Below are 17830 nucleotides of genomic sequence, written 5' to 3'. Positions count from 1 at the left end.
TATGCACACTGTGGTGGTGGGGACGGCCGGGGTCACCGCGTCCGACGTCCTCGCCGTGGCGCGCGGCGGCGCCCGGATCGAACTCTCCGACGACGCGGTCGCCGCGCTGGCCGCGGCCCGCGGCATCGTGGACGCGCTGGCCGCCAAGCCGGACCCCGTCTACGGCGTGAGCACCGGCTTCGGAGCCCTGGCGACCCGGCACATCAGCCCCGAGCTGCGGGCCCAGCTGCAGCGCAACATCGTCCGCTCGCACGCCGCCGGGATGGGCCCGCGCGTCGAGCGCGAGGTGGTCCGCGCGCTGATGTTCCTGCGGCTGAAGACCGTCTGCTCCGGGCACACCGGCGTCCGCCCGGAGGTCGCGCAGACCATGGCCGACGTGCTGAACGCCGGGATCACCCCGGTCGTGCACGAGTACGGCTCGCTGGGCTGCTCCGGCGACCTCGCCCCGCTGTCGCACTGCGCGCTGACCCTCATGGGCGAGGGCGACGCCGAGGGCCCCGACGGCACCGTACGGCCGGCCGGTGAGCTGCTCGCCGCGCACGGGATCACCCCGGTCGAGCTGCGCGAGAAGGAGGGCCTCGCCCTCCTCAACGGCACCGACGGCATGCTCGGCATGCTGATCATGGCCCTCGCCGACCTCGACACCCTCTACAAGTCGGCCGACATCACCGCCGCCCTGACCATGGAGGCCCTGCTCGGCACCGACAAGGTGCTCGCCCCCGAGCTGCACGCCATCCGCCCGCACCCGGGGCAGGCCGCCAGCGCCGCCAACATGGCCGCCGTGCTCGAGGGCTCCGGCCTGACCGGGCACCACCAGGACGACGCCCCCCGCGTCCAGGACGCCTACTCGGTGCGCTGCGCCCCGCAGGTCGCGGGCGCCGGACGCGACACGATGGCCCACGCCGGCCTCGTCGCCGAGCGGGAGCTGGCCGCGGCCGTGGACAACCCGGTGGTCCTGCCCGACGGCCGCGTGGAGTCCAACGGCAACTTCCACGGCGCTCCGGTCGCCTACGTGCTGGACTTCCTCGCCGTCGCCGCCGCCGACCTCGGCTCCATCACCGAACGGCGCACCGACCGGCTCCTGGACAAGAACCGCAGCCACGGCCTGCCGCCGTTCCTCGCCGACGACGCGGGCGTCGACTCCGGTCTGATGATCGCCCAGTACACGCAGGCCGCCCTGGTCAGCGAGTTGAAGCGGCTCGCCGTACCGGCCTCGGCGGACTCCATCCCGTCCTCCGCCATGCAGGAGGACCACGTGTCGATGGGCTGGTCGGCGGCGCGCAAGCTGCGCACGGCCGTCGACAACCTGGCGCGCGTGATCGCCGTCGAGCTGTACGCCGCCACGCGCGCGATCCAGCTCCGCGAGGGACTGACCCCGGCACCCGCGTCGCAGGCCGTCATCGACGCCGTACGGGCGGCCGGGGTGGAGGGTCCGGGACCGGACCGCTACCTGGCGCCCGACCTCGCCGCGGCGGACGCGTTCGTGCGCGCCGGGCACCTGGTCGCGGCGGCGGAGACGGTCACGGGGCCGCTGCGCTAGCAGGATGTGGGCCGGCGGATCGTGACGTCTCCGGGGGGCCCTGGCGGGGCTACGCCGGGGCCCCTCGTGCTGCCCGCAGGAGTTCCCGGCGCTCCGGACGGTCAGGGATGGACCCAGACGGTCAAGAGCGCCAAAAGAACGTCAAGTTCTCTCAAAAGCCGAGGCGTTCCCGGCGCACCGAGTAGCCCACGAAGCCGGCGCCGAGGCCGAGGCAGAGGGCGCCGCCGACGACGTACGGCGTGCTGTCGAAGCTGCCGGTGTCGGCCAGCCGGGTCGTGCCCTCGCCGGTCGCCGCCGCCTCCGTGGACGTGTCCGCGGAGGCGGCTCTCGCCTGGGCCGTGACCTGCGGGGACGGGGTCGAGGCAGCGGACTCGAGCACCGGTGTCTCGGGTGTCGCGTTCGCCGACGGGACGAACCAGAGGGCACACAGCAGACCGCCCGCGGAGGCGGCGGTCAGCAAGGAACGGCGAGCGGATGACACGGAATATCGATCCCCTTGTGGCGCTGGCGAATTGGCCGTGTGGGCAGATGTTAGTGAAAGGCGCGGGTCACAGGAAAGTCACGGGAGCGGTCGGCCTTACGCTCCGGGCATGAGCACTCCTGAGACATCACGGTTTGTACGGATTCGCGTCGAGCTGGTTCTCGAGGTCGACGACGAGGAGGCCGTCACCGGGGCCGCGCTGCAGGCCCTCGCCGACGACACCGAGCTGTCGGACGCGGAACGGGCCGACTCCGAGCGCGCTGTGACGGAGGACACCGCCGAGGCCCTGGCGCATCTGGTGGACCCGTTCGACCTGGTCAGCATGGTGCCCGGGGTCGAGCTCCGGCAGGCGTCCTGGAGCAGTGAGCAGATCGACTACGACCCCGACTCGCCCGAGTGGGACCTCGACGAGGATGATGGCGGCGAGAACGACCCGGAAGACGAAGAAATGACGGTCGGCTGACGCACTGTGGGGAAATTCCTGACCCCGGGCGGCAACCGCCGCCCGGGGTTTCGTCGTCTCACGGTGCGCACTGACCGACACCTGCCCGCACCGCCCCGGACTCCGGTGGCAAACGTGGCATGCCCCACACCCGTGAGCGAGGTGGAACGGGACGAACCGGTCGTAGCGTTGAAAGTTCTGACGGGGTATCTCGGGGTTTCGGGAATCGGCAACGATGGAGAAGCGTGTGATGACGGACGGTAAGCGGCGCAAGGGTCTGATGGCCGCGTCCGCACTGCTCGGCGGTGTGCTGGTGCTCTCGGCATGTTCCAGTAGCGACGCCGGCACCTCCGGGGGTGGGGACAAGACCTCGCAGGCCGAGGTCGACGAAGCGGCGGCCAAGAAGACGTCCGAGGCCCAGATCAAGATCACGCCCAAGGGCGGCTCGGACAACGCCTCCATCAACAACGCCGCCGGTGTCACCGTGAGCAAGGGAACGCTCACCGAGGTGAAGATGACCGCCTCGGACGGCACCGAGGTCAAGGGCGAGATATCCGCCGACAAGACCAGCTGGAAGCCCAGCGGTCAGCTGGAGCGCGCCACCAAGTACCAGATCACGGCGACCGCGCAGGACTCCGAGGGCCGCGCCGCCCACGAGAACGCGTCGTTCACCACGGTCTCCCCCCAGAACAGCTTCATCGGGACCTTCACCCCGGACGACGGCAAGACCGTCGGCGTCGGAATGCCCGTGTCGATCAGCTTCGACAAGCAGATCACCGACAAGGCCGCCGTCCAGAAGGGCATCACGGTCAACAGCAGCAGCGGCCAGGAGGTCGCCTGCCACTGGTTCTCCACCCAGCGCATGGACTGCCGCCCCGAGAAGTACTGGCAGGAGGGTTCGACCGTCACCCTCAAGCTGGCGCTCGACGGGGTCGAGGGTGCCGACGGCGTCTACGGCGTCCAGCAGAAGTCGGTCACCTTCAAGATCGGCCGCAACCAGGTCTCCTACGTCGACGCGAAGACCAAGCAGATGAAGGTCACGCAGGACGGCAAGACCGTCAAGACCATCCCGATCTCCGCCGGCTCCCCGGACAACAAGACCTACGAAGGCCAGATGGTGATCTCCGAGAAGTTCAAGGAGACCCGGATGGACGGCTCGACCGTCGGCTTCACCGACGACGACGGCAAGGGCGAGTACGACATCAAGGACGTGCCGCACGCCATGCGCCTGAGCACCTCCGGCACCTTCATCCACGGCAACTACTGGGGCAAGGGCATCTTCGGCAGCGTCAACACCAGCCACGGCTGCGTCGGCCTGCAGGACGCCAAGGGGGCCAACGACCCGAACACGCCGGGCGCCTGGTTCTACAACAACTCCATCATCGGTGACGTGGTCGTCGTCCAGAACACCGGCGACAAGACCATCGCCCCGGACAACGGCCTCAACGGCTGGAACATGGACTGGGCCCAGTGGAAGGCGGGTTCGGCGGTCTGACGCCGGACTCCCCGAGGGCCGACAGCACTTCGCACGGGCGCCCGCCACTCCCCGCACGGGAGCGGCGGGCGCCCGTGCCTGTCGTCACGTCGGCAGCGAAGCCGCCGCGTCCGTGCCCCAGCTCGCCAGCATCCGCAGCGCGTCCGCCGACGGGGAGCCGGGCTCCGCGTGGTACGTGACGAAGGCCTGCTCGTCGTCGTCGACCAGGCGGAACGTCTCGAAGGACAGGGTCAGGTCACCGACCAGCGGGTGCCGCATCCGCTTGACGCCGTAGCTCTTCTCCTTGACGTCGTGCGTGGCCCACAGCCGCCGGAACTCCTCGCTCTTCACCGACAGCTCGCCCACCAGCGCGGACAGCCGCGGGTCGTCCGGGTGCCGGCCCGCGTCCATGCGCAGGAAGCTGACCATGTCGTACGCCTTCTGGTCCCAGTCGATGAACAGCTCGCGGTAGTCCGGGTTCAGGAAGACCAGCCGCGCCCAGTTCCGCTCGGCGGGCGGCAGCTTGCCCCAGTCGCCGAAGAGGGCGGCGGCCATCCGGTTCCAGGCGAGGATCTCCGAGCGGCGGCCCGTCACGTACGCCGGCACCGTGTCGATCGACTCCAGGAGCTGGAGCAGCGCCACCCGCACCGGCTGCTTGCCCCGCGGGGCCCCGCTCCGCCCGCGCTGCTGCTTCGGCCTCGCCAGGTGCGTCAGGTGGGCCTGCTCCGCGTCGGTGAGCCGCAGCGCGCGGGCGATGGCGTCCAGGACCTCCGCCGACACGTTCTGCCCGTTGCCCTGCTCGAGACGGGTGTAGTACGCCACCGACACCCCGGCCAGCTGCGCCAGCTCCTCGCGCCGCAGCCCCGGCACCCTGCGCTGCCGCCCGAACGACTCGAGACCCACGTCCTCCGGCTTCAGCCGCGCCCGCCGGGTGCGCAGGAACTCGCTCAGTTCGGCCCGCCGGTCAAGCTGTCCATCCATGCCTCCAGTATCGCCGGACGTATTCCCGGTCGTACGCACACGAGCCTGACCCCGTCGGTGGTACGCACGCCGGTCGTACGCAAAGCCGTGGTCTGGGTGGATCAGCCGGGCGCAGGCAGGGTGGAAGCATCACCCAGTCACGTCGAGAGAATCCCGGAGAACACCGGCATGACCACTGTCGCCGCGTACGCAGCACCCGCCGCCAAGGCGCCGCTGGAGCGCACCACCATCGAGCGGCGCGAGGTGCGTGAGCATGACGTCCTCATCGACATCAAGTTCGCCGGCATCTGCCACTCCGACATCCACCAGGTCCGCGAGGGCTGGGGCGACGCCATCTTCCCGATGGTCCCCGGCCACGAGATCGCGGGCATCGTCTCCGAGGTCGGCCCCGGCGTCACCAAGTTCGCCGTCGGCGACCGGGTGGGCGTCGGCTGCATGGTCGACTCCTGCCGCGAGTGCGAGAACTGCAAGGCCGGCCGTGAGCAGTACTGCACGGGCGGCAAGGTGATGACCTACAACGGCATCGGCAAGGACGGCGAGCCCACCTACGGCGGCTACTCCGAGAAGGTCGTCGTCGACGAGAACTTCGTCCTCGGCATCCCCGAGGGCATCTCCCTGGACGAGGCCGCGCCCCTGCTGTGCGCCGGTGTCACCACGTACTCCCCGCTCAAGCGCTGGAACGCGGGTCCCGGCAAGAAGGTCGCCGTCGTCGGCCTGGGCGGCCTCGGCCACATGGCCGTCAAGCTCGCGCACGCCCTGGGCGCCGAGGTGACCGTGCTGTCGCAGTCCCTGCGCAAGAAGGACGACGGCCTGAAGCTGGGCGCCGACCACTACTACGCCACCAGCGACCCGGCCACCTTCGAGGAGCTGGCCGGCACCTTCGACTTGATCGTCTCCACGGTCTCGGCCCCCCTCGACCTCGGCGCCTACCTGGGGCTGCTGAAGACGGAGGGCACGCTGGCCAACGTCGGCGCCCCCGAGGAGCCGGTCTCCCTGAACCTGTTCGCGCTGCTCGGCGGCGGCAAGTCCCTCGCCGGTTCCATGATCGGCGGCATCGCCGAGACCCAGGAGATGCTGGACTTCTGCGCGGAGCACGGCATCGGCGCCGAGATCGAGCTGATCGCCGCCTCCGAGGTCAACACGGCCTACGAGCGGGTCCTGGCCAGCGACGTGCGCTACCGCTTCGTGATCGACACCGCGACGATCTGATCCCCGGGGAAGATTTTTTCGGATTCTTCCCTCCGTCCTGTCACACCGCCGCCCCGCCCCGGGTCATACCGCCACCACATACGGCGGGCGCCCGGGCGGGGCGGTCCCACATCGGTTCCACCCCGCCTCCCGGACGCCACGGACACCGGGAGCAGTAGCCATGACCCACCCCTCGACCTCCACGACGCCCCTCCTCGTCACCGGCGGCACCGGCACCCTCGGCGGCCACGTCGTCCCGCTGCTGCGGGCGGCCGGACAGGAGGTGCGCGTCCTCACCCGGCGCCCCCGCCCCGCCGCGGACGGCGTCACGTACGTCACCGGCGACCTGCGCACCGGCGCGGGCGTCGAGGCCGCCGTCGACGGCGTGCACACCGTGCTGCACCTGGCCGGCGGGCCCAAGGGCGACGACGAGGCGACCCGCACCCTGGTGGACGCCGCCGTGCGTGCGGACGTACGGCACCTCGTGTACATCTCGGTCGTGGGCGCCGACCGGGTCCCGCTGGCCTGGCTGCGCACCAAGCTGGAGTCGGAGCGGGCGATCACCGGCTCGGGCATCGGCTGGACGGTGCTGCGGGCGGCCCAGTTCCACGAGCTGACCCTCACCATGATCGAGAAGATGGCCCGGCTGCCGGTCCTCCCGGCCCCGGGCGGGCTGCGCCTGCAACCGGTCGCCGCCCGCGAGGTCGCCGCGCGCCTGGCCGAGCTGACCCTGGCCGGGCCGTCCGGCCGGGTCCCCGACATGACCGGCCCCGAGGTCCAGGATCTGGCCACGCTGACCCGTTCCTATCTCGACCTGCGCGGCGGACGCCGGCGCCCGAAGCTGCCGGTGCGCATTCCCGGAAAAGCAGGTCGCGCGTACCGTTCTGGCGAGAACCTCACGCTGGAAGGCGCGCTGGTCGGCAAGCTGACATGGGCGGAATTCCTGGCGGAACGGTTGGCCTCATAGGTTCTCCGGGCCTTTGTGGCCGAAAGTCGGCGGCGCCGAAGAATATGCGCATGACAACTATTGCAAAGCGGATCAAAACCTTCGCCCCCACCTCCGCAAAGGGTGCTGGAATATCGTTTCTGCTGCGAATTCCGGCGCGATGCTGAAAGCGGCACACAGCATGCCCGCCGATACCCGGCGGGCATCGCTCCGTCGCGTTCGCAAGGAGATGGCAACGTGGTGCGAAGCAGGGCGAAGGCCGCGGCCGACGCCGCGGACCGGCTGCTGAAGGCCGGTCAGCTGCTACGGAAGTCCCCGACCACCCTCGATCTGAGGGCCGTGTACCGCACGGACCAGAAAGTCAATGACAGTCCTTATCGGGAGCGGTGGGCGCATGACAAAGTCGTGCGCTCCACGCACGGCGTCAACTGCACGGGTTCCTGCTCGTGGAAGGTGTATGTCAAGGACGGTCTGATCACCTGGGAGACCCAGCAGACGGATTATCCGAGCGTTGGCCCCGACCGGCCCGAGTACGAGCCCCGCGGCTGCCCGCGCGGCGCTTCCTTTTCCTGGTACACCTATTCGCCCACGCGCGTTCGCCATCCGTTGGCCCGCGGTGTCCTGGTGGAAATGTACCGGGACGCCAAACGCCGGCACGGCGGCGACCCCGTGGCCGCCTGGGCCGAGCTGACCGGTGACCCCGACAAGCGGCGCCGCTATCAGCGCGCCCGCGGCCACGGCGGCTTCGTCCGCGTCGACTGGGACGAGGCGCTGGAGATCGCCGCCGCCGCCCAGGTGCACACCATCGCCGAGTACGGCCCCGACCGCGTCGCCGGTTTCTCCCCGATCCCCGCCATGTCGATGGCCTCGCACGCGGTCGGCGCCCGCTACCACTCCCTCATCGGCGCCCCGATGATCTCCTTCTACGACTGGTACGCCGACCTGCCGATCGCCTCCCCGCAGGTCTTCGGCGACCAGACCGACGTACCGGAGTCGGGGGACTGGTGGGACGCGGCCTACCTGATGCTGTGGGGCTCCAACGTCCCCGTCACCCGCACCCCGGACGCCCACTGGATGGCGGAGGCCCGCTACCGGGGCCAGAAGGTCGTCGTCGTCTCGCCGGACTACGCGGACGCCACCAAGTTCGCCGACGAGTGGCTGCACCCGCACCCCGGCACCGACGGGGCGCTCGCCATGGCGATGGGGCACGTGCTCCTCACCGAGTTCTTCGTGCGCCGCCAGGTGCCGTACTTCACCGACTACGTGAAGCGCTTCACCGACCTGCCCTTCCTGGTCGCCCTCGACGAGCACACCCAGGGGCACGCCGACGGACCTACGGCGGGCCGCTACACGCCCGGCAAGTTCGTCACCGCCGCCGACCTCGGGCTCGGCCGGCACGCCGACGCCGGGGCGCGGGCCTGGATGCCGGTGCTGATCGACGCCGACACCGACGACGTGGTCGTGCCCAACGGCACCCTCGGCGACCGGTGGGGCAAGGACGGCCAGGGGCGCTGGAACCTCGACCTGGGCGGGGTCGACCCGCTGCTCACCCTGCACGGGCGCACCGACGGCCGTTGTGACAACGGTGTCGAGGTGGTGCTGCCCCGCTTCGACGAGCCGGGCGCCACCGTGGTGCGCGGCGTACCCGCCCGGGAGGTCGGCGGCCGGCTCGTGACCACCGTCTACGACCTGCTGCTCGCCCAGTACGCCGTGGCCCGCCCCAAACTCGCCGGTCGCTGGCCCGGCGGCTACGGCGACGCCGACGAACCCTGCACCCCCGCCTGGCAGGAGCGCATCACCTCCGTTCCGGCCGACGCGGCGGTCCGCGCGGCCCGGGAGTTCGCGCGCACCGCCGAGCAGACCCGGGGCCGCTGCATGATCGTGATGGGGGCGGGCACCAACCACTGGTTCCACTCCGACACCATCTACCGCTCCTTCCTCTCCCTGCTCATCCTCACCGGCTGCCAGGGCGTCAACGGCGGCGGCTGGGCGCACTACGTCGGCCAGGAGAAGGTCCGCCCGTACACCGGCTGGCAGCAGCTGTCCACGGCCGCCGACTGGGTACGGCCCTCGCGGCAGATGGCGGGCACCCCGTACTGGTACCTGCACACCGGCCAGTGGCGGTACGAGTCCCACGCCGCCGACGCCCTCGCCGCACCCACCGCGCCCGGTACCCTCGCCGGGCTCCACACCGCCGACCTGGTGGCCCAGTCGGCCCGCCTCGGCTGGATGCCGTCGTACCCCACCTTCGACGCCAACCCGCTCGACCTCGGCCGCCGCGCCCGCGAGAGCGGCCAGGAACCCGGCGACTGGATCGCGGAGCAACTCGGCTCGGGCGCCGTCGACTTCGCGTGCGAGGACCCGGACGCGCCCCGCAACTGGCCGCGTGTGCTGACCGTGTGGCGGGCCAACCTGATCGGCTCCTCCGCCAAGGGCAACGAGTACTTCCTGCGCCACCTGCTCGGCGCCCGTGACGGCGCCACCGCCGAGGAGGCGCCGCCCGGGCACCGGCCGCGCTCCGTGGCCTGGCGGGACGACGCCCCCGAGGGCAAGCTCGACCTGCTGCTGAGCCTGGACTTCCGGATGACCTCCACCACGCTCTTCTCCGACCTCGTGCTGCCCGCCGCCACCTGGTACGAGAAGCACGACCTGTCCTCCACGGACATGCACCCCTTCGTGCACGCCTTCAGCCCCGCGATCACCCCGCCGTGGCAGGCCCGCACCGACTTCGAGATCTTCCACTCCCTCGCCCGCCGCTTCGGCGAACTCGCCGCCGGCCGCCTCGACACGGCCCACGACCTGGTCGCCACCGCCCTCCAGCACGACACCCCCGGCGAGACCGCTCAGCCCGGCGGCCGGGTCACCGACTGGCGCGACGGCCGCACCCCCGTCGAGCCGGGCCGCAACGCCCCGGACGTGACCCTCGTCGAACGGGACTACACGGCCCTCGCCGACCGGCTCGCCGCCTTCGGGCCGCTGGCCGAGGAGCACGGCATGACCGTCAAGGGCGTCACCGTCAACCCGCACGAGGAGGCCCGCTGGCTCGCCGCCCGCTGCGGCACGGCCCCCGCCGGACCGGCCCACGGCCGCCCCCTGCTCGACACCGACGTCAAGTTCTGCGAGGCGATCCTCGCCCTGTCCGGCACCACCAACGGCCGCCTCGCCGCCGAGGGCTTCGACCGGCTCGCCGACCGCGTCGGCCCCGGCGCCGGACTCGCGGAACTGGCCGCGTCGGTGGGGGAGCGGCGGGTGGTCTTCTCCGACACCCAGGAACGGCCCGTGCAGGTCGGCGCGAGCTTCGAGTGGTCCGGCAAGGAGGCGCCCGACCGGCGCTACTCGCCCTTCACGGTCAACACCGAGCACAAGAAGCCCTGGCACACCCTCACCGGCCGCCAGCACTTCTACGTCGACCACGACTGGATGGCCGAGCTGGGCGAGCAACTCCCGGTCTACCGGCCCCCGCTGAACCTGGCCGAGCTGGGCGACGCCCCGACCTCGGCCGGCGACGGCCGCGCGGTGACCGTCCGCTACCTCACCCCGCACGCCAAGTGGTCCATCCACTCCGAGTACCAGGAGAACCTGCTGATGCAGACCCTGGCCCGCGGCGGCCCCGTCATCTGGATGAGCCCCGCCGACGCCGACGCGATCGGCGCCGCCGACAACGACTGGGTCGAGGCCGTCAACGCGCACGGCGTCGTCGTCGCCCGCGCGATCGTCTCGCACCGCGTCCCGGACGGCACGGTGCTGATGTACCACGTCCAGGAACGCCTGGTGAACGTGCCCAAGTCGGAGGCGAACGGCCGCCGGGGCGGCGTCCACAACTCCCTCACCAAGCTGCTCGTCAAGCCCACCCACCTCATCGGCGGCTACGGCCAGCTCTCCTTCGCCCCCAACTACTACGGCCCCACCGGCAACCAGCGCGACGCCGTCACCACGATCAGGCGCCGCTCCCAGGAGGTCACCTACTGATGCGCGTCATGGCACAGGTGGCGATGGTCATGAACCTCGACAAGTGCATCGGCTGCCACACCTGCTCGGTCACCTGCAAACAGACCTGGACCAACCGCACCGGCACCGAGTACGCCTGGTTCAACAACGTCGAGACCCGCCCCGGCCAGGGCTACCCCCGCGGCCACGAGGACCAGGAGAAGTGGAAGGGCGGCTGGCGCCTCAAGGGCGGACGCCTCGTCCCGCGCAGCGGCGGCCGGGCCCGCCGTCTCGCCCGCCTCTTCGCCAACCCCGACCTGCCCACCCTCGACGACTACTACCAGCCCTGGACCTACGACTACGAGAACCTCACCACCGCCCCCCTCGGCGACGACATCCCCACCGCGCCGCCCCGCTCCCAGATCGACGGCCGCCCCACCGAGATCACCTGGGGCCCCAACTGGGACGACGACCTCGGCGGCGGCCCCGGCCAGCTCGCCGCCGACCCCCTCCTCGCCCGGATGAGCGAGCAGGTCCGCCTCGACTACGAGCGGGCGTTCATGTTCTACCTGCCCCGCATCTGCGAGCACTGCCTCAACCCGTCCTGCGTCGCCGTCTGCCCCTCCGGCGCCCTGTACAAGCGCGTCGAGGACGGCATCGTCCTGGTCGACCAGGACCGCTGCCGGGGCTGGCGGATGTGCGTCAGCGGCTGCCCGTACAAGAAGGTCTACTTCAACCACGCCACTGGCAAGGCCGAGAAGTGCACCTTCTGCTACCCGCGCATCGAGGCCGGCGACCCGACGGTCTGCTCCGAGACCTGCGTCGGCCGCCTCCGCTACCTCGGCGTCATGCTCTACGACCCCGACAAGGTCGGCGCCGCCGCCTCCGTCACCGACGAGAAGGACCTGTACGAGGCCCAGCTCGGCTGCTTCCTCGACCCCGACGACCCCGAGGTGGCCCGCGCGGCCCAGGCGTCCGGCATCCCGCACGACTGGGTCGAGGCCGCGCGCCGCTCCCCGGTGGGCGCCCTCATCACCCGCTACCGCGTCGCGCTCCCGCTGCACCCGGAGTACCGCACCATGCCGATGGTCTGGTACGTCCCGCCGCTCTCCCCGGTCGTCGACGCCCTCACCGGCAGCGGCCACGACGGGGAGGACCCGGCCGCGCTGTTCGGCGCGATCGACACGCTGCGCATCCCCCTCGGCTACCTCGCCGAACTCTTCACCGCGGGCGACCCCGGCCCCGTCGAGGCCGCCCTGTGCCGGCTGGCCGCGATGCGCTCCCACATGCGGCGCGTCAACCTCGGCGAGGAACAGGACCCGCGGATCGCCGAGGCGGTCGGTCTCGACGAGCGGGGCATCCTGGAGCTGTACCGGCTGCTCGCCCTCGCCAAGTACGACGAGCGGTACGTCATCCCGACCGCCTACACCGGCTCCGTCCCCGACCCCGGGGGCACCGGAGCGGGCTGCAGCCTGGACGGCGTGGGCGGGCCCGGGATGATGCCCGAGAGCGCGGACTTCGACCCGGACTCCTTCCACGCGCCGCCCACCGCGGACACCTCCGGCACCTCCACGTCCCTGCGCGGCCGCGTCAACCTCCTGAACTGGAACGGGAGGGGACGCCCGGACGGCCTCTTCCCGCGCGCCCGCGGCACCGTGCGGACGGAGCCCGAGCTGTGAGCCGCAGCCGTACCGGAAACACCGCCAACGCCCCGGTCGTCTTCCAGGCCGCCGCCCTCCTCCTCGGCTACCCGGACCGGGACTGGCCCCGCCGCCCGCGCACCGTCCGCGAGACGGTCGGGGCACTCCCCGGCCCCGAGATCCAGCTCCTGCTCTCGTTCTGCGACCGGGCGGAGCGGGAGGACCCCCTTGCCGTCGCCGCCCGCTACGTCGCCACCTTCGACCGCAGCCGCCGCCGCTGCCTCTACCTCACCTACTACACCGACGGCGACACCCGCCGCCGGGGCGCCGCACTGGCCCGCATCAAGTCCGTGTACCGCACCCACGGCTGGCTGCCCCCGGACGACGAGCTGCCCGACTTCCTGCCGCTGATGCTGGAGTTCGCCGCCCGCACCACCGAGGCGGGCACCGCCCTGCTGACGGACCACCGCGCCGCGATCGAGGTCCTGCGCTACGCCCTCGAAGCCCACCGCAGTCCCTACGCCGCCCTCCTCCAGGCCGTCTGCCGGTGCCTGCCGGGCCAGGCACCGGCCAGCCGCGAGGAGGCCCTGCGCCTGACCCGTACCGGCCCGCCGGCCGAGGCGGTGGGCCTGGACGTCCTGGGGCCCTTCCCCGCCCAGCCCCGGCCGAACGACGAAGGAGCCCGCCGATGAGGCACCTGCACATCGCCCTGTGGGGCGTCCTGCCGTACCTGACACTGGTGGTGCTGGTGGCGGGCACGGCCTGGCGCTACCACTACGACCGCTTCGGCTTCACCACCCGCTCCAGCCAGCTGCACGAGAGCCGGCTGCTGCGGGTGGCGGGCCCGCTCTTCCACTACGGCCTGCTGTTCGTGATCGCCGGCCACGTCGCGGGCCTCCTGGTCCCCGAGTCGCTGACCGACCGCCTCCACGTCAGCGAGCACCTCTACCACGCCAACGCCCTGATCGCGGGCGGCACGGCGGGCCTGGCCACGCTCGCGGGCCTCGCCCTCCTGCTGTACCGCCGCCTGCGCACCCCCGCGATCAGGGCCGCGACCAGCCGCAGCGACCGGGTCGTCTACCCGGTGCTGGTCACGGTCGTCCTCGCCGGACTGACGGCCACCGCGTCCGGCGCGACGGCCGAGTCCACGTACGACTACCGGCTCGGCGTCTCCGTCTGGTTCCGCAGCCTGTTCGCCCTGGACCCGGACGTGACCGCCATGGCCGAGGCGCCGCTGGTGTACCGGCTGCACGCGCTCCTCGCCATGGCCCTCTTCGCCCTGTGGCCGTTCACCCGCCTGGTCCACGCCTTCACGGCGCCGCTGGGCTACCTGGTGCGGCCGTACGTCGTGTACCGCTCCCGGGGCCGCGGCGAGGTGCGGGCGGGGCGGCCGGTGCGCTGACGCTCAGCGGGCTGCCGGGCGGCGCCGACGGCGCAGGGCCGGGTCGAGCAGCGCGGGTGTGGCGTCGAACTTCTCGTGCGCGGCCAGATCCGTGCCCGGCGGGACGATGGCGTCGATCGCGTCGAGGACGTCGTCGGAGAGCACGGTGTCGGCGGCGGCGAGCTGGGAGCGCAGGTGGTCCAGGGTGCGGGGCCCGACGAGCGCGGCGGTGACGGCCGGGTGCGCGGTGACGAAGCCGAGCGCCAGCTGGATCAGGGTGAGCCCGGCCTCGTCCGCGACCGCGGCCAGCTTCTCGACGGCGTCCAGCCTGGCCCGGTTGGCGGGCAGCGCGGTGTCGAAACGCTCCGGCAGCATCGCCGACCGGTGCGTGGCGACCTCCCGCCCGGCGCGCACCGCGCCCGACAGCCATCCCGAGGCCAGCGGGCTCCACACCAGCACGCCGAGCCCGTACCGCTCGGTCACGGGCAGGACGTCGCTCTCGATCCCGCGCTGGAGGACGGAGTAGCTGGGCTGCTCGGTGACGTACCGGCTCAGCCGGTGCTCGCGGGCGGCCCACTGGGCCTCGACGACGCGGTAGGCGGGGTAGGTCGAGGAGCCGAAGTACCGGATCTTCCCGGCCCGCTGCAGATCGGTGAGCGCGGACAGGGTCTCCTCGTCACTCGTGTCCGGGTCCCACCGGTGGATCTGGTAGAGGTCGACGTGGTCGACACCGAGCCGGCGCAGGCTGTTGTCCAGCTCGGTGACCAGCCAGCGACGGGAGGCGCCCCGGTGGTTGGGCTCGTCGCTCATCGGCATGTACGCCTTCGTGGCCAGCACGATGTCGTCCCGGCGCCCGGCGATCGCCTTGCCGACCATCTCCTCCGACTCGCCGCCGCTGTACCAGTCGGCGGTGTCGATGAGGTTGATCCCTCCCTCCAGGGCGGCGTCGACGAGGGCGGTGGCCTCGTCCTGGGTGGTGCGCCCGATGCTGCCGAAGTTCATGGCGCCGAGCGCGAGCGAGCTGACCTGCACACCGGTGCGGCCCAAGGTGCGGTACTGCATGACGGTTCCTCCACTGGGGGTGGCCTGGGTAGGGGGCGAGGCATGACTTGGTGGCGGGCTCGACGCTCTGGCATCATGGAGAGACCAAGCGGAACACCGTCCCGTTTACTCGCCCAACGATACGGAACGCTGTCCCGTTTAGCAACCGGTGAAGGGAACGGCACGGTGAAGGACGGCGAAGCGGTGACGGGGCAGGCAGCCTCCCGGCCCAAGCGCGCGGACGCCCGGCGCAACGAGAAGTCCCTGCTCGACGCCGCGGCCGCGGTGTTCGTCAGGTCGGGCGTGGAAGCTCCCGTGCGCGACATCGCGGCCGAGGCCGGCGTCGGGACGGCCACGATCTACCGCCACTTCCCGACCCGGGCGGACCTCATCATCGGCGTCTACCGGCACCAGGTGGAGGCGTGCGCCGAGGCCGGCCCCGCTCTGCTGGCCAGCAGCCCCACCCCGTACGCCGCCCTCGCGACCTGGATCGACCGGTTCGTCGACTTCCTGGTCACCAAGCACGGCCTCGCCGGGGTGCTCCAGTCCGACAACGCGGGCTTCGAGGCCCTCCACGCGTACTTCCTCGACCGCCTCGTCCCCGTGTGCACCGACCTCCTCGCCGCCGCGACCGCCTCCGGCGAGATCCACACCGCCGTACCGGCCATCGCCCTCATGCGCGGCGTCGGCAACCTCTGCATCGGCGCCGAGACCCCCGACCCGCGCTACGACGCCCGCCAATTGGCGGGGGTGCTGGTCGCGGGGTTGCGCACCGCGGGCTGACCCGGCTCGGATGCCGAGCAGTCCGCCGAATGGACCCGGACGACGGACCGCCGGGGCTCGGAGGCGGTTGCCACGGGCGCCGCGAGCAGCCGGTCTCCCTCACAGTCCGGACGGATGGGGCGACAGCCAGTCCACGTGACGGCCGCGAAGCCGGTCGCGCTCGCCGGGCGTGGCGAGAACGACGTCCGCACCACCGTCGTACGGGTGGTGGATACGGCGGAGCTCCGTGTCCGTGACGAACACCTCGACGAGCGCCTCGTCGGCCACCGCGCGGAGCAGGGCGTCGACGCAGCCGCTCCGCCAGGGCCGTCGGTACGCGTAGAAGCGGGTGTAGGTGTGAAGTACGGGGTCGGGGTCCTCTTCGTCCGACTCGGTCCACCAGTGGGCGCCGTCGGGGTGTGACTCCCGCTGTCGCGTCGGGAAAACGGCGGGTCCGTCGGGGGCCCAGGACCAGTCCGAGGTCACCACGTACACGTCGCGGTGCGCGAACAACTCGTCGAGCACCGTGTTGTACCGGTGCAGCGCGACCGCGTACTCGTCCTCGGACTCCGGATACCGCTTCGAGCCCGGGAGGCTGTGGAAACGGACCCAACGGTCGGCGTACGTGCTGCGGAACGTGTGCGCGACGGGCGGCCCCGAGGGGCGCCGGGCCCGCCACAGGGCGGCGAGTGCGTCGGGGGAGTGGTCCGTCACGGTCGTAGGCCACTCAGCAGTTCTTCCGCGGCCCGGTACGGCAGCTCCCGGGGCAGCAGGCCCCGTGCCGAGTCGAGGTCGCCTTCGCGTACGAAGCCGTGGATCTCGTGGGCGAGAGGGGTGACGTCACGGATCCCGACCGTCCACTCGTCGGCGTACCGGCGTGCGGCCTCGCCGGAGAGGCCGAGTTGGAGGGAGCGGTACGGCAGGGGCCGCAGACACAGGTCGCGTTCGGGGTCCCACTGCACGCGGGCGGGTGAGCGCTTCAACTCGCGCTGCCAGGCGGCCCGGTCGGGGTGCACGCCGGGCCGGTAGCTCGACAGGCACGCGTTGCGCAGGGCCCACTCGAAGCCCTCGCGAGTGATCTCGACCGCCAGGACGGTCTCCTGGCCCTCCTTGGCGGCCCATCCGCAGCGGTACATCATCCACAGGAACGACGGCTTGATCCACGTCATCCTGTCCCGCTTCCAGACAGCGGGAAAGCGTCCCTCGCGGGCGGCGGGGAGGCCGATCTCCGGGGCGTAGGCCTGGTAGACGGTGACGGTGGACGCCGTGTGGACCGCCCGGACCTCGTGCTGGGGCTGTTGCATGGTGTACAGCGTGGGACCGGGCACCTCGCCCCGGCCACTGCTTTTCGCCGGGAACGCCGGATGCACCTGCCGGCGCGGTGACTGGCCGTGGAATGGTTGAGGGGGCCCCGTGCGTTGCAGGAGGGTGGGTATGGGAGGCCGGTCGGGTATGGGCCGCGTGCCCGAGTGACCGAGCCGAGAGATTTTTGGAGGGCCGCGATGGCTGCGCAGACACAGAGGGCCGTGCTGGCGGGCGGATGCTTCTGGGGGATGGAGGAGCTGATCCGTCGGCTCCCGGGCGTGACCGCGACCCGGGTCGGGTACACCGGGGGTGACGTGCCGAACGCGACGTACCGCAACCACGGCACGCACGCGGAGGCCATCGAGATCCTCTTCGATCCCGAGGTGACCGACTACCGCGCGATCCTGGAGTTCTTCTTCCAGATCCACGACCCGAGCACCAAGAACCGCCAGGGCAACGACATCGGCCTCAGCTACCGCTCGGCGATCTACTACGTGGACGACGAGCAGAAGCGGATCGCCGAGGACACCATCGCGGACGTGGACGCCTCCGGACTGTGGCCCGGCAAGGTCGTCACCGAGGTGGAGCCGGTCGGCCCGTTCTGGGAGGCCGAGCCCGAGCACCAGGACTACCTGCAGCGTTACCCGGACGGGTACACCTGCCACTTCCCGCGCCCGGGATGGCGGCTGCCCGCCCGTACCGAGGGCTGAGCGGCAGGGGAA

Annotated in this window: 16 protein-coding genes; 11 read left to right on the top strand and 5 right to left on the bottom strand. The window is 71.7% G+C overall.

Annotated features, from left to right (window positions below; genetic code table 11):
* Position 1: 1 nt before the first annotated feature.
* Positions 2-1540: a histidine ammonia-lyase gene (gene hutH, locus ACZ56V_RS02295; RefSeq protein WP_398917962.1), complete on the top strand. Its 1539-nt coding sequence runs from the start codon at positions 2-4 to the stop codon at positions 1538-1540.
* A 151-nt stretch (positions 1541-1691) separates the two neighbouring features.
* Here hutH and ACZ56V_RS02290 read toward each other — a convergent pair whose 3' ends face one another.
* Positions 1692-2021 (bottom strand): hypothetical protein, encoded by a 330-nt coding sequence (locus ACZ56V_RS02290; protein WP_398917861.1) that lies wholly within the window; start codon positions 2019-2021, stop codon positions 1692-1694.
* A 109-nt stretch (positions 2022-2130) separates the two neighbouring features.
* Here ACZ56V_RS02290 and ACZ56V_RS02285 point away from each other — a divergent pair, with 109 nt between their 5' ends.
* Both ACZ56V_RS02285 and ACZ56V_RS02280 read left to right on the top strand, forming a co-directional pair.
* Positions 2131-2484 (top strand): hypothetical protein, encoded by a 354-nt coding sequence (locus tag ACZ56V_RS02285; protein WP_398917863.1) that lies wholly within the window; start codon positions 2131-2133, stop codon positions 2482-2484.
* A gap of 229 nt (positions 2485-2713) precedes the next feature.
* Entirely contained in the window at positions 2714-3958 is a 1245-nt protein-coding gene (locus ACZ56V_RS02280) for a L,D-transpeptidase (protein WP_356360924.1), read from the top strand.
* Between the two features lie 84 nt (positions 3959-4042).
* Here ACZ56V_RS02280 and ACZ56V_RS02275 read toward each other — a convergent pair whose 3' ends face one another.
* Positions 4043-4918, bottom strand: coding sequence for a helix-turn-helix domain-containing protein (locus ACZ56V_RS02275; RefSeq protein ID WP_468938582.1), 876 nt, complete (start codon positions 4916-4918; stop codon positions 4043-4045).
* A 168-nt stretch (positions 4919-5086) separates the two neighbouring features.
* Between ACZ56V_RS02275 and ACZ56V_RS02270 the strand changes: the two genes are divergently transcribed.
* The 6 genes from ACZ56V_RS02270 (at position 5087) to narI (ending at position 14021) form a co-directional block, all read left to right on the top strand.
* Positions 5087-6127, top strand: a complete 1041-nt coding sequence (locus tag ACZ56V_RS02270) for an NAD(P)-dependent alcohol dehydrogenase (RefSeq protein ID WP_468938579.1) — start codon at positions 5087-5089, stop codon at positions 6125-6127.
* Positions 6128-6287: 160 nt separating this feature from the next.
* Positions 6288-7073, top strand: a complete 786-nt coding sequence (locus ACZ56V_RS02265; protein WP_468938576.1) for an SDR family oxidoreductase — start codon at positions 6288-6290, stop codon at positions 7071-7073.
* Between the two features lie 216 nt (positions 7074-7289).
* The gene (locus tag ACZ56V_RS02260) at positions 7290-11021 is read left to right on the top strand and encodes a nitrate reductase subunit alpha (RefSeq protein WP_398917869.1); all 3732 of its coding nucleotides are present in this window, start codon (positions 7290-7292) and stop codon (positions 11019-11021) included.
* Positions 11021-12658, top strand: coding sequence for a nitrate reductase subunit beta (gene narH / locus ACZ56V_RS02255; protein WP_468938573.1), 1638 nt, complete (start codon positions 11021-11023; stop codon positions 12656-12658). The genes ACZ56V_RS02260 and narH overlap by 1 nt, the downstream gene beginning before the upstream one ends.
* Positions 12655-13311 (top strand): nitrate reductase molybdenum cofactor assembly chaperone, encoded by a 657-nt coding sequence (narJ, locus tag ACZ56V_RS02250; protein WP_468938570.1) that lies wholly within the window; start codon positions 12655-12657, stop codon positions 13309-13311. Before narH ends, narJ begins: the two co-directional genes overlap by 4 nt.
* Entirely contained in the window at positions 13308-14021 is a 714-nt protein-coding gene (gene narI / locus ACZ56V_RS02245; protein ID WP_356360911.1) for a respiratory nitrate reductase subunit gamma, read from the top strand. Before narJ ends, narI begins: the two co-directional genes overlap by 4 nt.
* A gap of 3 nt (positions 14022-14024) precedes the next feature.
* Here the strand turns inward: narI and ACZ56V_RS02240 are convergent, their stop codons facing one another.
* On the bottom strand, positions 14025-15062 hold the full coding sequence (locus tag ACZ56V_RS02240) for an aldo/keto reductase (RefSeq protein ID WP_398917875.1): 1038 nt from the start codon (positions 15060-15062) through the stop codon (positions 14025-14027).
* Between the two features lie 165 nt (positions 15063-15227).
* Here ACZ56V_RS02240 and ACZ56V_RS02235 point away from each other — a divergent pair, with 165 nt between their 5' ends.
* Complete coding sequence (locus ACZ56V_RS02235; RefSeq protein ID WP_468938566.1) at positions 15228-15824, top strand: TetR/AcrR family transcriptional regulator; 597 nt, start codon at positions 15228-15230, stop codon at positions 15822-15824.
* A gap of 99 nt (positions 15825-15923) precedes the next feature.
* On the opposite strand, the gene ACZ56V_RS02230 is transcribed toward ACZ56V_RS02235, so the two are convergent.
* Both ACZ56V_RS02230 and ACZ56V_RS02225 read right to left on the bottom strand, forming a co-directional pair.
* Positions 15924-16517, bottom strand: coding sequence for a DUF3885 domain-containing protein (locus ACZ56V_RS02230; protein WP_468938564.1), 594 nt, complete (start codon positions 16515-16517; stop codon positions 15924-15926).
* Positions 16514-17107 (bottom strand): DUF4291 domain-containing protein, encoded by a 594-nt coding sequence (locus ACZ56V_RS02225; RefSeq protein ID WP_398917881.1) that lies wholly within the window; start codon positions 17105-17107, stop codon positions 16514-16516. Before ACZ56V_RS02225 ends, ACZ56V_RS02230 begins: the two co-directional genes overlap by 4 nt.
* Before the next feature lie 198 nt (positions 17108-17305).
* Between ACZ56V_RS02225 and msrA the strand changes: the two genes are divergently transcribed.
* A complete protein-coding gene (msrA, locus tag ACZ56V_RS02220) occupies positions 17306-17818 on the top strand; it encodes a peptide-methionine (S)-S-oxide reductase MsrA (protein ID WP_030400875.1) in 513 nt (170 codons plus the stop codon).
* Positions 17819-17830 lie beyond the last annotated feature (12 nt).

Source organism: Streptomyces sp. NPDC034099 (genome assembly GCF_055575415.1).
This window is presented reverse-complemented; position numbering and strand designations above follow the sequence as displayed.

Bases quoted from the DNA above. Each gene is read 5' to 3' on its own strand.
- ACZ56V_RS02280 (WP_356360924.1), top strand. From the start codon at position 2,714: ATGACGGACGGTAAGCGGCGCAAGGGTCTGATGGCCGCGTCCGCACTG.
- ACZ56V_RS02240 (WP_398917875.1), bottom strand. From the start codon at position 15,062: ATGCAGTACCGCACCTTGGGCCGCACCGGTGTGCAGGTCAGCTCGCTC.
- narH (WP_468938573.1), top strand. From the start codon at position 11,021: ATGCGCGTCATGGCACAGGTGGCGATGGTCATGAACCTCGACAAGTGC.
- ACZ56V_RS02285 (WP_398917863.1), top strand. From the start codon at position 2,131: ATGAGCACTCCTGAGACATCACGGTTTGTACGGATTCGCGTCGAGCTG.
- ACZ56V_RS02265 (WP_468938576.1), top strand. From the start codon at position 6,288: ATGACCCACCCCTCGACCTCCACGACGCCCCTCCTCGTCACCGGCGGC.
- hutH (WP_398917962.1), top strand. From the start codon at position 2: ATGCACACTGTGGTGGTGGGGACGGCCGGGGTCACCGCGTCCGACGTC.
- narI (WP_356360911.1), top strand. From the start codon at position 13,308: ATGAGGCACCTGCACATCGCCCTGTGGGGCGTCCTGCCGTACCTGACA.
- ACZ56V_RS02225 (WP_398917881.1), bottom strand. From the start codon at position 17,107: ATGCAACAGCCCCAGCACGAGGTCCGGGCGGTCCACACGGCGTCCACC.
- msrA (WP_030400875.1), top strand. From the start codon at position 17,306: ATGGCTGCGCAGACACAGAGGGCCGTGCTGGCGGGCGGATGCTTCTGG.
- ACZ56V_RS02275 (WP_468938582.1), bottom strand. From the start codon at position 4,918: ATGGATGGACAGCTTGACCGGCGGGCCGAACTGAGCGAGTTCCTGCGC.
- ACZ56V_RS02270 (WP_468938579.1), top strand. From the start codon at position 5,087: ATGACCACTGTCGCCGCGTACGCAGCACCCGCCGCCAAGGCGCCGCTG.